The sequence below is a fragment of the Halorubrum ejinorense genome (assembly GCF_039522565.1).
Lineage (GTDB): Archaea > Halobacteriota > Halobacteria > Halobacteriales > Haloferacaceae > Halorubrum > Halorubrum ejinorense.
The window spans coordinates 151,336-165,586 of sequence record NZ_BAAADQ010000003.1 but is presented as its reverse complement, the minus strand read 5'-3'; the positions used below and the strand labels follow the sequence as shown (position 1 = coordinate 165,586).

Sequence of the window (14,251 nt, the reverse complement as noted above, 5' to 3'; positions counted from 1 at the left end):
AGTAACATTTTATTCAGTGTTGTTCCTGCCGGAAGCTTCATACGTCGTCTCGCGGATCGTCCGGGTACACGAATGGCAGTACTCTTGCTGGAGGACGTCAACGCCGACGACGTCGGTACCGTCGGCGGGAAGGCGGCGTCGCTCGGCGAACTCATCGGTGCGGGGCTTCCGGTGCCGCCGGGGTTCGTCGTCACCGCGGGCACGTATCGCACCTTCATCGAGGAGGCCGGAATCGACGAGGAGCTGTTCGACGCGGTCGACGTCGACCCGGAGGACTCCGCCGCGCTCCGCGAGGCCGAGGCGACGGCGGAACGCCTGATCCTCGACACGCCGCTGCCCGAGGAGGTGCGTGAGGAGATCCTCGAACGGTACCGGTCGATGGGCGAGGACGGCGCGGAGGCGTTCGTCGCGGTCCGGTCGTCGGCCACGGCCGAGGACCTGCCCGACTCCTCGTTCGCGGGCCAACAGGAGACGTTCCTCAACGTCCGGGAGGACGACCTCCTCCGGCGCGTCAAGGAGTGTTGGGCCTCGCTTTTCACCCAGCGAGCGATCTACTACCGTCAACAGCGGGGGTTCCCGCACGCCGACGTCGACATCGCGGTCGTCGTCCAGCGGATGGTCGACGCCGACAAGTCGGGCGTCATGTTCACGAGTCACCCCTCGACGGGCGAGCCGCAGGTCACCATCGAGGCCGCGTGGGGGCTCGGCGAGGCGGTGGTCTCCGGCACCGTCTCGCCCGACAACTACGTGTACGACCGCGGGCGGGGCGAGGTCGACGAGGTCACGATCGCGGACAAGAAAGTCGAGATGATGAAGGACCCGGAGACGGGCGAGACGGTCCAGCTCGACGTCGACGAGGACCGGCGGAGCGAGCGAGTGCTCTCGGACGCGGAGATCGGCGACCTCGTCGCGCTCGGCGAGCAGGTCGAGGCGCACTACGAGACCCCCCAAGACGTCGAGTGGGCGATCTACGACGGGGAGATCTACATGCTCCAGTCGCGGCCGATCACGACGATCCGCGAGGGCGAGGGCGAAGCTGACGCGTCCGGCACCGGCGGCAAGACCCCGCAGAAGTCGACCGCCGGCGACGCGTCGTCGGGTCGGCCGGGCGCGACCGGCGTCCCGAACGGCGGCGAGGCCGACGACGCCGACGTCCTCGTCGACGGACTCGGCGCCAGCCCGGGAATTGTCTCGGGCGCCGTCCGGATCGTCCACAAGCTCGACCACCTCGATCAGGTCCAAGAGGGCGACGTGATGGTGACGGAGATGACGATGCCGGACATGGTGCCCGCGATGAAGCGCGCGGCCGGCATCGTCACCGACGAGGGCGGGATGACGAGCCACGCGGCGATCATCTCGCGCGAGCTCGGCGTCCCGGCCGTCGTCGGGACCGGTAACGGGACGCGGGTCCTCGAAGACGGGCAACAGGTCACCCTCGACGGCGACAAGGGGACGATCCGGGCGGGCGAAGACGAGTCCGCCGAACCGGGCGAGGAGTTCGAGCCGGTGGAGGCCGCGCGGCCCGAGACGCCCGTCAAGCCGATGACGGCGACGGAGGTGAAAGTGAACGTCTCGATCCCGGAGGCGGGAGAGCGCGCCGCCGCGACCGGCGCCGACGGCGTCGGCCTGCTCCGGATCGAACACATGGTGTTGTCGCTCGGGAAGACGCCCGAGAAGTACATCGCCGACCACGGCGCCCGCGCCTACCAGGACGAACTCATCGAGGGCGTCCGGCAGGTGGCCGACGAGTTCTACCCGCGTCCGGTCCGGGTGCGGACCATCGACGCGCCGACCGACGAGTTCCGCGAGTTGGAGGGCGGCGACGGCGAGCCGGCCGAACACAACCCGATGCTCGGGTGGCGCGGGATCCGGCGGAGCCTCGACAAGCCGGAGCCGTTCCGGCAGGAGCTGGCCGCGTTCGCGCGCCTCTACGAGATGGGGTACGACAACCTGGAGGTGATGTTCCCCCTGGTCAACGACGCGGCCGACGTCGAGGGGATCACGCGCCACATGCGCGAGGCCGGGATCGACCCCGAGACGCACCGCTGGGGCGTGATGATCGAGACGCCCGCCAGCGCGCTCCAGATCGAAGAGCTGGCTGCCGCCGGCATCGACTTCGCCTCCTTCGGCACGAACGACCTCACGCAGTACACGCTCGCGGTCGACCGCAACAACGAACACGTCGCCGACCGGTTCGACGAGCTCCACCCGGCCGTGCTGCGGCTCATCGGCGACACCATCGAGGCGTGCCGCGAGCTCGGCGTCGACACCAGCATCTGCGGACAGGCCGGCTCGAAGCCCGAGATGGTCGATTTCCTCGTCGAGAAGGGCGTCTCCTCCATCTCCGCGAACATCGACGCGGTCCGGGACGTTCAACACGAGGTCAAACGGACCGAACAGCGCCTGCTGCTCGATTCCGTCCGTTGACGACGTGACGTGGGTCCGAGACGGCGGGTCAGAGAGCGGAACGGGTAAGACCCGTCCCCTGTAACGGGAGGGCGGATGCAACAGCCGGAGCCGCGACCGCAGTCGTTCGACCGGGTGCTCTCGTCGATGTGTACCGAGCCGCATCCGGCGGCCCGCGCGGCCGCCGAACGGTTCCTCGCGACGAATCCCGGTGACCCGGCCACCTACGAGACGGTGGCGTCGCTGGAGGAGCGCGCGGTCGAGCGGCTCGCGACGCTGGCGGACCACCCGAGCCCGAGCGACGCCGCGGGGTACGTCACGAGCGGCGGCACGGAGGCGAACGTTCAGGCGGTGCGGTCGGCGCGGAACCGACACGACCGGAGCGACGTCAACGTCGTCGTCCCGGAGAGCGCACACTTCTCGTTCACCAAGGCGGCCGAGGTGCTCGGCGTGGAGCTCCGGACGGTTCCCGTCGACGACGCGTACCGGGCCGACACGGCGGCGGTCGCGGCGGCGGTCGACGACGCGACCGCGCTCGTCGTCGGCGTCGCCGGCAGCACCGAGTACGGCCGCGTCGACCCGATCCCGGAGCTGGCCGCGATCGCGGACGAGGCGGGCGCGCGGCTCCACGTCGACGCCGCGTGGGGCGGCTTCGTCCTGCCGTTCACCGACCACGCGTGGTCGTTCGGCGACGCCGCGGTCGACACGCTGACCGTCGACCCCCACAAGTTCGGCCAAGCGCCGGTCCCCGCCGGCGGGTTGCTCGCCCGCGACGACGCCGCCCTCGACGCGCTCGCGGTCGACACGCCGTACCTCGAGAGCCGGTCGCAGGCGACGCTGACCGGGACCCGGAGCGGGGCGGGCGTCGCGGGAGCGGTCGCGGCGATGGACGAGCTGTGGCCCGCCGGCTACCGCGAGGCCGCCGAGCGCGCGGCCGACAACGCCGCGTGGCTCGCCGAGGGGCTCGCGGACCGCGGGTACGAGGTCGTCGAGCCCGAGCTCCCGCTCGTCGCCGCGGCCGTCCCCGAGCCGGAGTTCGCGGCGCTCCGCGACGCCGGGTGGAAGGTCTCGCGGACCGGCGCGGACGAGCTGCGCGTGGTGTGTATGCCCCACGTGACGCGGTCCGCGCTGCGAGCGTTCCTCGACGACCTCGACCGCGTTCGCCGGTGATCGGGGCTCGGTCGCTCCGCGACGTTGGCTTTTGACGATCCCTCGACCGAGATCGGCCGCGAGAGACGCGTGAAACGGGCCGACGCCGGGCGGGCGTGAGATGACCCGCTCCGCGGTCGGATCAACATATTCACTACGGGTCATCACGAACCGGGCAGTATGAGCTCGGACGACGTCTCTCGGCGCGCGTTCATGCGGACGGCCGGCGGTGCGACGGTCGCCGCCGGCGCGGCGACGGCGACGGCGGGGACGGCGGCGGCACAGGAAGTTGAACCCGACTGGCCGAGCGGTGCCTCAAGCGGGAACGTCGGGTCCTACACGGACGCTCGCGGGCAGGACTCGGTGACCATCTCGGTGGGCGCCGGGGACCAGGGCCTCGCGTTCGACCCGACGCTCGTGTGGGTCGACGAGGGGACGACGATCACTTGGGAGTGGACGGGCGCCGGCGGCAGCCACAACGTCCAGACGGTCGAGGGCGGCGGCCCGGCCAGCCTCGACAGCGGCAACCCCGTCGGCGAGGAGGGGACCACCTACGAGTACGAGACCTCCGGCGAGGACGCCGGCATCACGCACTACCACTGCGTTCCCCACACCGCGGTCGGCATGCACGGCGGCATCGCCGTCGGCGGCGACATCGCCACCGTCGAGGTCGGCGGCGGCAGCTCTGACGCCGTGTTCGTCCCGGACGCCGCCCGCGCGCTCGGTATCGCGACGTTCATCGCGATGGTGAGCACGCTGGGGCTGGCGTTCGTCTTCATGAAGTACGGCGGCACGATCAGGCGGGGAGACGAAGCGTAGCCGAGCCGGTTCGACTCCCGACCCCGGTGTGACCCGACCCGGGGCCGATTCTTGACTCCGGGCCGATTCCTGGCTCGGGGCCGATTCTTGACTCCGGGTCGACTTCCGGCCCGGGCGTTTTCTGACTCGTTCCGGTTTTCCACGACTCGAAGTCGCGAAGACACCGGAGAGCGGGGGCAACGCGCTCAGTCGTCGGCGGCGAGCGCCTCGTAAAGCGCGACGTAGCGGTCGATCACCGCGTCGTGGTCGTAGCCGGCGAAGTCGCGGTCGACGGAGCGGCGCTCCAAGTCGCCGACCGCGACGAACTCGTCGGCCAGCTCCGCCGGACTGGTCACGAGCCGGCCGCGCTCGCGTCCCTCGACGAGCTCGTGGGCGCTGGAGTCCGCCTGGTACTCGACGAGGGCGACGCAGCCGCACGCGACCGCCCACAGCAGGTCGGTCGCGAACGTCTCCCACGTGGCGGTGGCGACCGCGACGTGCGTCCCCTTGAATATCGGTATCCGCTCCGCCGTCGGCAGGTCGCCGAGGAACGTCACGCGGTCCTCGATGCGGAGGTCGCGGGCGGTCGCCTCGATCCGACCCCGCTCGGGGCCGTCGCCGATCACCGCCGCGGTCCAGTCGCGACCGCGGAGCTCGGCGAGGCCGAGGAGGAACGTCTCGACGTTGGCGTGGCGGTCGAGCCGGCGCGAGTACACGGCGTCGAACCGGTCGTCGACCGACGCGTCCTCGACCGCGCCGAAGTCGATGCTCTCGGGGACGACGCGGACGTCGTCGCCGTCGGCGCCGTACTCGCGGACGCGGGTCTTCGTGGTCCGCGACGGCGTCGTGACCGCGTCCGCGCGCCGCGCGAGCGGGCGGTACCAGCGACGGGCGTCGGCCGGGTGGTCGCGCCACCAGTCGACGACGACCGGCGTCCGCGAGAGCGTTCCCCCGACCGTGGCGGCGAGCGCCGGGGTCGGCGGGGTGTTGACCGCGTGGACCACGTCGGGGGCGGCGCGACGGAGCGCCCCCGGGAGCCGGGCGGAGAAGGCGCCCGGCGCGGGCTCGGCGGTGACGGAGCGATACTCGATGCCGTCCTCGTCGAAGGCGTCGTGGTCGCCGCCCCACCAGCGGGCACAGAGCCAGACGACCTCGTGGCCGCGGTCGGCGAGGCGCCGGGCGGTCCGGAGGGTTCGCGTTCGTGCCGGGGTCTCCCCGTGTCCGGGAGCGAAGAGCGAGACGAACGCGACGCGCATACGCCGACCGGACGGCGGGCGCCGATAAAAAGACACGGCATCCGGGCGGGAGACGGCGTGCCGCCGGCCCGTCGACGGCGCGTCGAACACCGACCGAGCGGGGCACCGCCACCCGAAACGGTTTCCGGTCACGCGCGGAACCGAGTGACATGCGACAGTACGACATCGAGCGCTACCTCAACGTGCGGAACGCCGGCGGCGCCGACCTCGGTCCCGACGGACGGCTATCCTTCCTCCTCAACACGACCGGGACGGGGCAAGTGTGGTCGCTCCGCGAGACCGAGTCGTGGCCGGAACAGCACACCTTCTTCGAGGAGTCCGTCTCCTTCGTCGACTCCTCGCCGGAGCGCTCCGAGGCCGTCTTCGGCATGGACGAGGGCGGCAACGAGCGCGCGCAGCTCTACCGGCTCGACTACGAGTCCGGGGCGATCACCGACCTGACGGCGAAGCCGGAGTCGAAGCACCGGTGGGGCGGCTGGGACTCCGCGGGCGACCGGTTCGCGTTCGCGTCGAACCGCCGCGACGAGGCCGTCTTCGACGTGTACGTCCAGGGCCGCGACGAGACCGGCGACGACGCCGAACTGGTCCACGAGGGCGACGGCTGGCTCTCGGTCGCCGGGTGGTCGCCGAGCGACGACCGCCTGATCGTCCACGAGGCGTCCTCCTCGTTCGACCACGACGTGTACACCCTGGAGCTGGAGAGCGGCGAGTTGACCCACCACACTCCCCACGAGGGCGACGTGCGGTACGCCAGCCCCGAGTGGGGCCCCGACGGCGAGGGGATTTACCTCGTCACCGACCGGGGGAGCGACACGCTCCGGTTGGAACGGCTCGACCTCGCGACCGGCGAGTTCGCCGTCGTCGTCGACGGCGACGAGTGGAACGTCGACGGCATCGCGATAGACGAGGACTCGGGGCGGCTCGTCTACTCCCGGAACGTCGACGGCTACACGGAACTCACCGTCGGCGAACTCGACGGTCCCGGTCGGATCGACGAGCTCCGCGCGCCCGACCTGCCCGAGGGCGTCGCGGGCGGCGTGAGCTTCGGCCCGGACGGCGAGCGGTTCGCGGTGACCGCGACGGGCAGCACGCACAACGCGAACGTCTACGTCGTCGACGCCGCCACCGGGGAGGCCGAGCGGTGGACGCGCGCCTCGACCGCCGGGATCCCGGCGGACTCGTTCGTCGAGCGCGAGCTCGTCCACTACCCCACCTTCGACGGGCGGGACATCCCGGCGTTCTTCTCCGTGCCGGAGACGGAGCCGCCCGAGTCGGGGTACCCGGTCGTCGTCGACATCCACGGCGGCCCGGAGTCGCAGCGGCGCCCCTCCTTCGCGTCGGTCACGCAGTACCTGCTGAACAACGGGTACGCCGTCTTCGAGCCGAACGTCCGCGGGTCGTCGGGGTACGGGAAGGCGTACTCCGGGCTCGACGACGTGGAAAATCGGATGGACTCGGTGAAGGACATCCGCGAGGGCGTCGGGTGGCTCCACGACCACCCGGAGGTCGATCCCGACCGCGTCGTCGCGATGGGCGGCTCCTACGGCGGGTTCATGGTGCTCGCGTCGCTCACCGAGTACCCGGAGCTGTGGGCCGCGGGCGTCGACATCGTCGGCATCGCGAACTTCGTCACGTTCTTGGAGAACACCGGCGACTGGCGGCGCTCGCTCCGCGAGGCCGAGTACGGCTCGCTCGACGCGGACCGCGAGTTCCTCGAATCCGTCTCCCCGATCAACAACATCGACCGGATCGAGACCCCGCTGTTCGTCCTCCACGGCGAGAACGACCCGCGGGTGCCCGTCGGCGAGGCCGAACAGATCGTCGAGAAGGCGCGGGAACAGGGCGTCCCCGTCCGGAAGCTCATCTTCGACGACGAGGGGCACGGCTTCGCGAAGCTCGACAACCGGATCGAGGCGTACCGCGGGATCGTCGACTTCCTCGCCGAACACGTCTGAAGGGTCGCCGTCCGGTCCCTCGTCGCCGCGCTCAGGACCGGCACGCCCGTCCCGTGGCCGCCGAATGCGGGCCCGGTGTGGACGGGACGGCTGTCACCGTCGTTCGTCTCTCCGATTTTTCCAGAGCGGATACAGCTCCAAGAGCGCGATCAGCGAGATCGCCACACCCGCTACCAACATCAGCGTGTCCGGATCAATGTCACGCATGCTCACAGTACGGTCCGCGGCCTCAAATCGTTTCGTGCGGTTCGTGGGAAGGTGGGCCGGCCGTCGGCGGTCGAGAGACGGCGTCCGCTCGTGCGGAGTCGCCAGTGTTGACGGGGACGAAGCGCGTTCGTCGCCGATACCGAGATACATTAGGGTGGGGGCCGTACCGGAAGTATGCTCCAAGATCCGGTCGACGCCGTGATAGACGACGAGCGCGTGTTCGCGGCGGTCATGATCGTACTGTCGGTCCTGATCTTCGTGCTCGTGTTTCGGAGCGAGCGGTCCCGGTCATCGTGACGCCGCCGCCGGCGACGTGAGACGGATACGGCCCGAAGTAGAGCTCACAGCAAGGAAACACATATGCCCGTCTGGGGCGTTCGTTGTATGTGAGCGATACAACAGAGGAAACGGCGGCCGAAGTTGTCGAAGAGGTCGGTAGTGACGGACTCGGACCCGCGGTGTTCGCGTCAGTGGGGTCGGTGGCACTCGCGCTGTACTTCTACTACGTGCGCGGCGACAAGCAGCGCGGGCAGTTCGTCGGGCTGTGGCCCGTGACGATACTCGGTCTCGCGTCTTATTTCAAGCTGGAAGAGATTCGAGAAGCGCTCTCGGCGAGCGACGACTGAACGGAGTCCACTCGGACCGTCCGGTTGCGTCCCGACACGCCGTGGTCCCTTCCGGTGCCGTAGTTCGTCCGTGACCGCCGACGGACACGAACGGCCGTGACGGTTATACGCACGCGCGGAGGAGCATGAGGGAATGAACGGGTCCGAACCGCTCGGGTTGCTTCTCGATCAGGCCCGAGACAAGATCGCCCTGGTCGACGACGAAGGGCGGTTCACGTTCGTCAACGGGGCTTCAGAGCGGATTCTCGGCATCCCGCCGGCGGAGCTCGTGGGCGAGATCTCCTTCGAGTACATGCACCCGGACGACCGCGAGGCGATCCGTGCGGCGTTCCAGCGAGCGATCACCAGCGACGAGTTCGCCGAGGAGACCGTCGAGTACCGCCACCGCACCGCGGACGGGTCGTGGGTCTGGCTGGAGAGCCGGATGTCGAATCTCACCGACGAGGAACTCGACGGGTACGTCGTCAGCTCGCGGGACGTCACCGACCGCGTTCAGGCCGAACGCGACCGCAGAGAGACGGCGTCGCACCTCCAGGAGCTCGCCGCCGTCTCCAGTGACGCCCTCTGGATGTTCAACGCCGACTGGTCGGAGCTCCTGTTCGTGAACCCCTCCTACGAGGAGATATACGGGTCGTCCGTCGACACGCTCGAAGGCGACCCGAAGGCGTTCCTCGAAACGGTCCACCCCGACGACGTGCCCGCGGTCACGGACGCGATGGACCGGCTCGCCGAGGGCGACTCCGTCGACATGGAGTACCGGGTGAACCCCGAAGAGAACTACAACCGGTGGGTGTGGGTCCAAGGCGAGCCGATAATCGAGGACGGCGAGGTCGTCCGCATCACGGGGTTCACGAAGGACGTCACCGACCGCCGCCGTCGGGAACGACAGCTCGTCGTGATGGACAACCTCCTCCGCCACAACCTCCGGAACGATCTCAACGTCGTCCTCGGGCAGGTCGAGGTCCTCGAGTCCGAGGTCCCGGGCGTAGACGGACAGACTGCGGTGATCCGACGGGTCGGGGAGCGGCTGCTCGAGACCGCGGAGAAGGAACGCGAGATAATCGAGCTGATCACCGAACAGGCGGAGACGGAACGGATCGCCCTCCACGAGGTGGTCGCCGACTGCGCCGAGACCGTCCGGGAGCGGTATCCCGACGGAACGGTCGTGGCCGAGGCGCTCGACGCCGCCGTCGTCGACGGCCGCGCGGAGCTGCGGTCGGCGGTGATCGAGCTGCTCGAGAACGCGATCCGACACGCGGACGGGGACGACCCGACCGTGACGGTCGCCCTCCGGCGCACCGAGGACGACGCCGAACTCGTCGTCAGCGACAGCCACGCGCCGATACCCGCCGTCGAGCGACGCGTGCTCACCGGCGATCACGACATGACCGACGTGTACCACAGCAGCGGGCTCGGGTTCTGGCTCGTCTACTGGAGCGTGGAGCTCTCGAACGGATCGATCGCCGTCGACGCCGACGCCGCCGACGGCAACGAGATCACGGTCAGCCTTCCGCGACGGCGCGACTGACCGGCGACTTCACTCCCAGTCGGGCCCGAAGTCGGGGTTCAGCTGGCGGTCGGTGCGGCCGAGCGTGTCGATGGCCTCGACGTCCTCGTCGTCGAGTTCCAGGTCGAGGCTCGCGAGGTTATCGCGGATGTGGTCGATCCCGGTCGCCTTCGGGATGGCGGTGATCCCGGACTCGCGCAGCCACGCGAGGCTCACCTGTGCCGCGCTGACGCCGTGTTTCTCGGCGATGTCGGACACCGTGGGGTCGTCGAGGATGTTCCCGCGGGCGAGCGGCGAGTAGGCCACGAGTTCGACGTCGTTCGCGTCCGCGTACTCGCGGAGCTCCTCCTGTCGGAGCAGCGGGTGACACTCGACCTGGTTCGCGAACGGCGCCTCCCCGAGCGCGTCGGTCGCGGCGTCGAGGTGGTGCGGCTCGAAGTTCGAGACGCCGATCCGGTCGATCAGCCCCTCGTCACGCAGTTCGGCGAACGCCGGCAGCGTCTCCTCGGGCTCGTACTCCCCGGCCGGCCAGTGGACGTACATGAGATCGACCGAGTCGACGCCGAGCTTGTCGAGGCTCTCGCGGGTCGACGAGGCCACGTCCGCGGGCGAGAGCTGGTCGATCCACACCTTCGACGCGAGGAAGATCTCGTCGCGGTCGACCTCGCTCTCCGCGATTCCCTTCCCGACGGCCGCCTCGTTGCCGTAGATCTGTGCGGTGTCGACGTGGCGGTAGCCGGCGTCGAGCGCGTTCGTCACCGACTCGGTACACTGGGCCGGGTCGTCGTTCTCCCACGTGCCGAGCCCGAACACGGGCATCCCGTTGCTGGTCGGCACCGCCGGCTGCTGCTGTTGGTCTGTCATCGATCGCTCCTACTCGCGTGAGCCGAAAACCGTTTGCGGTAGGGGCGGGGGCCGCCGCGGAAGCGGCGCGGGCGACCGGGCGGCGGTCGCGATCGGGTGCGGCGGCCGTCGCGCCTCAGTCGTCCAGCAGCGCCCGCGAGGAGTTGGTGACCACGAGCAGGCTCGACGCCCCCATCGCGACCGCGGCGAAGAGGGGGTTGAGGAGGCCGGTCGCCGCGAGCGGGATGGCGACCGCGTTGTAACAGAACGCCCAGCCGATGTTCCCCTTGACGCGGCGGCCGGCCGCGCGCGAGAGCTCGAAGACGGTCGCCACGGAGCCGAGCTCGTCGTCGACGATGGCCACGTCGGCGGCGTCGGCCGCCATCGCGGTGCCGCCGCCGAGCGCGACCCCGAGGTCGGCCGCCGCGAGCGCCGGGGCGTCGTTGGTCCCGTCGCCGACCATCACGGTGACGCCGCGCGCCTTCAGCCGCTCGACCGTCTCGGCTTTGCCCTCCGGCGGGACGCCGGCGAACACCGACGAGACGGCGTCGTGCTCGGCGAACACCGTCGCGGCGCGCTCGTCGTCGCCGGTGAGGACGATAACCTCGACGCCCGACTCGTCGAGCGCCGTCACCGTCTCCTCCCAGCCGTCGCGCAGCTCGTCGCCGACGACGACGAACCCCTCGGCGGCGCCGTCGCGCCCGACCGCGACCGGGACGCGGCCCACGTCGCGCGCGTCGGCGACCGCCTCGCGGATGTCGCCGGGGACGGCCCACCCGCGCTCGTCGAAGAGGTCCGGGTGACCGACGACGACTTCGGTCCCGTCCACGACGCCTGAGACGCCCCGCGCGTGGCTCTCGAAGGACTCGACCGCGGGCGCGTCGGGCTGAGCGTCGCCCGCCGCGGCCGACTCGGCCGACTCCGTGCCGCCGTCGGCGACCGCGGGCGACGCGCCGGCCGTCGGGTCCGCGTCGGGGCCCGCGGCTTCGAGGTCGGCCCGGGCCGCCGCGATGGCCTGTCCGACCGGGTGCGCGGAGCGCGATTCGAGCGCGGCCGCGAGCCGAAGCAGGTCGTCGTCGACCTCGCGGGCGGTGAGTCGCATCTCGCCGGTCGTCAGCGTCCCCGTCTTGTCGAAGACGACCGTGTCCGCGTCGCGGATGCGCTCGAAGACGGTGTCGTCGAAGACGACGATGTTCCGCTCCAAGGCGTCGCGGATCCCGGCGGCGACCGCGAGCGGGGTCGCGAGCCCGAGCGCGCACGGACACGAGACGATGAGCACCGTGAGCCCGACGAGCATCGCGTCGGTCGGGCCGCCGCCGAGCGCGAGCGACGCGCCGGCGGCCACGGCCGCGATGACGAGGACGGCGGGCACGAAGACCGTCGCGAGCCGGTCGGCGAGCTTCTGGACGCCGTGGTTCCCGCTCTGGAGGTCGTAGACGAGCTCGGCGACGCGGTCGAGGCTGGAGGTCGCGTCCGGGCCGACCGCGACCGTGAGGGAGCCGTCGGCGACGACGGAGCCGCCGACCACGGCGTCCCCGGCGACCTTCCGGACCGCGAGCGACTCGCCGGTGACGACCGACTCGTCGACCGCGGCGTCGCCGTCGACCGCCTCGCCGTCGACGGGGATCCGCTCGCCGGCGCGGACGAGGATCCGGTCGTCCGGCCGCAGCGCGTCGACCGCGACCGACTCCGTCTCCCCCGCGTCGGTCAGCCGCCGGGCGTCGTCGACTTGGACCGCGGAGATCTCGGAGAGCAGCTCCGTCGCGCGGTCCTTCACCGAGTCCTCGTAGTGGTTGCCGACGGTGACGATGACGATGATCGCGACGGTCACGTCGTAGTAGATCGACGGGGAGTCGACAAATATCACCGCGAGCGTGCTGTAGAGGTAGGCGCTCACCGCCGCGATGGCGACGAGGAGGTCCATGTTCGGCGAGCGCGTCTTCGCGCTGACGTACGCCCCGCGTAAGATCGGCTTCCCGGTGAAGAAGAGGACGATGGTGGTCAACACGGCGATGACGATGAAGAAGTACGTGCCCGAGGTCGAGGCCATCGCCTCGTTGAGGTAGTCGAGGGTCCGTTGGTTGTAGAAGGGGAACGCGAAGTACGTCGGATAGATGAGGACGATGTACTGCAGCATGACGGCCATCCCGACGAGGACGCCGGCCGCGAGCCGCGCTGTCGCCATGTTGCTCGCCTGCCGGCGCGAGAAGGCGTCGTCGCGGGCGTACGCGCTGTACCCCAGCCCGCTCACCGTCTCCGTGAGGTCGTCGATGGTGATCGCGGTCGGGTCGTGGTCGATCCGGACCGTGTCGGTGACGTAGCTCGCGCTCGCCGCGCTGACGCCGTCGGCGCCCGTCGCCACCGTCTCGATGAACGCCTCGCAGGTCGCGCAGTGCATCCCGTCGACTTCGAGGAACGTCGCCTCGTGGTCGTCGGGGACGTCGCGGTCGTCGAGATCACCCGCGTCAGTCTCGACGGCCCCTTCATCCGCCCGCCGGCGCTCGCGGACCGCGTCGGCGTCGACGTCCACGTCGCCGAGGGCGCCGTACACGTCGCGACAGCCGGTACAGCAGAACCGGTTGCCGTCGCCGTCGGTCACGTCGACCCCCTCGGTCGGCAGCTCACAGAGGGTACACTCGCCGGCTGTCGTCTCGCTCATCTCACATCCCTCCGTGGCCGGCGCCGGCGACGTCGAGCGGGTTCCAGAACGGGAGCCGCGGGTGCGGGATCTGGACCCCGATCGCCATCAGTCCGTGCGCGAACAGCACGTAGCCGAGCGCGACGAACGCGACGCCGAGCAGCCGGTGGACCCGGCGACGGTGGACGGGGTCGATGCCCTCGATCAGCGTCCCGTAGACGAAGACGGCGGGGATCGTCCCGAGCCCGAGCGCGGCGAGGGCGACGCCGCCCGCGGCCGGCGAGCCGCTCGCGAAGGCGTACAGGTACGCCGGGTAGAGGATCGGACAGGGGAGGAGTCCGTGGACCGCGCCGAGCGCGACGATCCCGGGGCCGTTCGCCAAGCGGTCGACGTGGCCCGTGAGCCAGCCCGTGACGCGTTCGAGCCCGGGGAGATGGACGCCGCCGGTGGCGCCGCCGAGGAGATAGCGGACGCCGACGAGGATCACGGCCGCGCCGACGAGGAGACCGACCCCGCCGCGGACGGCCTCGGCGGCGCCGGTCAGGGTCGCGGTGGTCACGAGGACCGCGCCGCCGAGCGCGCCGAGGGCCGTCCCGATGGTGGCGTAACTCGCCGCGCGGCCGACGTTGAACAGCGCGTGCTGGCGGACCTCGTAGGTGGTGAGGTGGCCGTCGCGAGCCCCCGTCCGGCCCGAGGTCCCGGCGGCGTTCGCGCCGCCGTCGGTCCGCCCGGCGTCGGCGTCCATCCGGCTCGCGTACACCGTGACGAGCGGGCCGCACATCCCGATACAGTGTGCGCCGCCGAGCAGCCCGATGGCGAGGAACAGCAGGACGTCGGCCCCGAGGAGCGCGGAGAGGGTCATTCGG

11 protein-coding genes are annotated in these 14,251 nt (G+C 70.8%); 7 read left to right on the top strand and 4 right to left on the bottom strand.

Annotation, left to right across the window (positions count from 1 at the left end; translation table 11 throughout):
* Window positions 1-72 precede the first annotated feature (72 nt).
* The 3 genes from ppsA to ABDZ89_RS05250 all read left to right on the top strand — a co-directional run bounded on the left by ppsA (window position 73) and on the right by ABDZ89_RS05250 (window position 4,374).
* A complete protein-coding gene (ppsA, locus tag ABDZ89_RS05260) occupies window positions 73-2,427 on the top strand; it encodes a phosphoenolpyruvate synthase (protein ID WP_343777233.1) in 2,355 nt (784 codons plus the stop codon).
* Between the two features lie 75 nt (window positions 2,428-2,502).
* The gene (mfnA, locus tag ABDZ89_RS05255) at window positions 2,503-3,576 is read left to right on the top strand and encodes a tyrosine decarboxylase MfnA (RefSeq protein ID WP_343777231.1); all 1,074 of its coding nucleotides are present in this window, start codon (window positions 2,503-2,505) and stop codon (window positions 3,574-3,576) included.
* A 159-nt stretch (window positions 3,577-3,735) separates the two neighbouring features.
* Window positions 3,736-4,374: a halocyanin domain-containing protein gene (locus ABDZ89_RS05250; RefSeq protein WP_343777230.1), complete on the top strand. Its 639-nt coding sequence runs from the start codon at window positions 3,736-3,738 to the stop codon at window positions 4,372-4,374.
* 185 nt (window positions 4,375-4,559) lie between these two features.
* Here ABDZ89_RS05250 and ABDZ89_RS05245 read toward each other — a convergent pair whose 3' ends face one another.
* On the bottom strand, window positions 4,560-5,609 hold the full coding sequence (locus ABDZ89_RS05245) for a glycosyltransferase (protein WP_343777228.1): 1,050 nt from the start codon (window positions 5,607-5,609) through the stop codon (window positions 4,560-4,562).
* 149 nt (window positions 5,610-5,758) lie between these two features.
* Here ABDZ89_RS05245 and ABDZ89_RS05240 point away from each other — a divergent pair, with 149 nt between their 5' ends.
* The 4 genes from ABDZ89_RS05240 (at window position 5,759) to ABDZ89_RS05225 (ending at window position 9,925) form a co-directional block, all read left to right on the top strand.
* On the top strand, window positions 5,759-7,564 hold the full coding sequence (locus ABDZ89_RS05240; RefSeq protein WP_343777227.1) for a S9 family peptidase: 1,806 nt from the start codon (window positions 5,759-5,761) through the stop codon (window positions 7,562-7,564).
* Window positions 7,565-7,945: 381 nt separating this feature from the next.
* Window positions 7,946-8,068, top strand: a complete 123-nt coding sequence (locus tag ABDZ89_RS05235) for a hypothetical protein (protein WP_343777225.1) — start codon at window positions 7,946-7,948, stop codon at window positions 8,066-8,068.
* A gap of 89 nt (window positions 8,069-8,157) precedes the next feature.
* On the top strand, window positions 8,158-8,397 hold the full coding sequence (locus tag ABDZ89_RS05230; RefSeq protein ID WP_049932464.1) for a hypothetical protein: 240 nt from the start codon (window positions 8,158-8,160) through the stop codon (window positions 8,395-8,397).
* Window positions 8,398-8,530: 133 nt separating this feature from the next.
* Complete coding sequence (locus ABDZ89_RS05225; protein ID WP_343777224.1) at window positions 8,531-9,925, top strand: PAS domain-containing sensor histidine kinase; 1,395 nt, start codon at window positions 8,531-8,533, stop codon at window positions 9,923-9,925.
* A gap of 9 nt (window positions 9,926-9,934) precedes the next feature.
* Here the strand turns inward: ABDZ89_RS05225 and ABDZ89_RS05220 are convergent, their stop codons facing one another.
* The 3 genes from ABDZ89_RS05220 to ABDZ89_RS05210 all read right to left on the bottom strand — a co-directional run bounded on the left by ABDZ89_RS05220 (window position 9,935) and on the right by ABDZ89_RS05210 (window position 14,247).
* Window positions 9,935-10,723 carry an aldo/keto reductase gene (locus ABDZ89_RS05220; RefSeq protein WP_343777387.1) on the bottom strand — a complete coding sequence of 263 codons (789 nt, stop codon included), beginning with the start codon at window positions 10,721-10,723 and terminating at the stop codon, window positions 9,935-9,937.
* Between the two features lie 160 nt (window positions 10,724-10,883).
* Entirely contained in the window at window positions 10,884-13,406 is a 2,523-nt protein-coding gene (locus tag ABDZ89_RS05215; protein ID WP_343777223.1) for a heavy metal translocating P-type ATPase, read from the bottom strand.
* Window position 13,407: 1 nt separating this feature from the next.
* Window positions 13,408-14,247, bottom strand: a complete 840-nt coding sequence (locus ABDZ89_RS05210) for a sulfite exporter TauE/SafE family protein (protein WP_343777221.1) — start codon at window positions 14,245-14,247, stop codon at window positions 13,408-13,410.
* Between the last annotated feature and the right edge of the window lie 4 nt (window positions 14,248-14,251).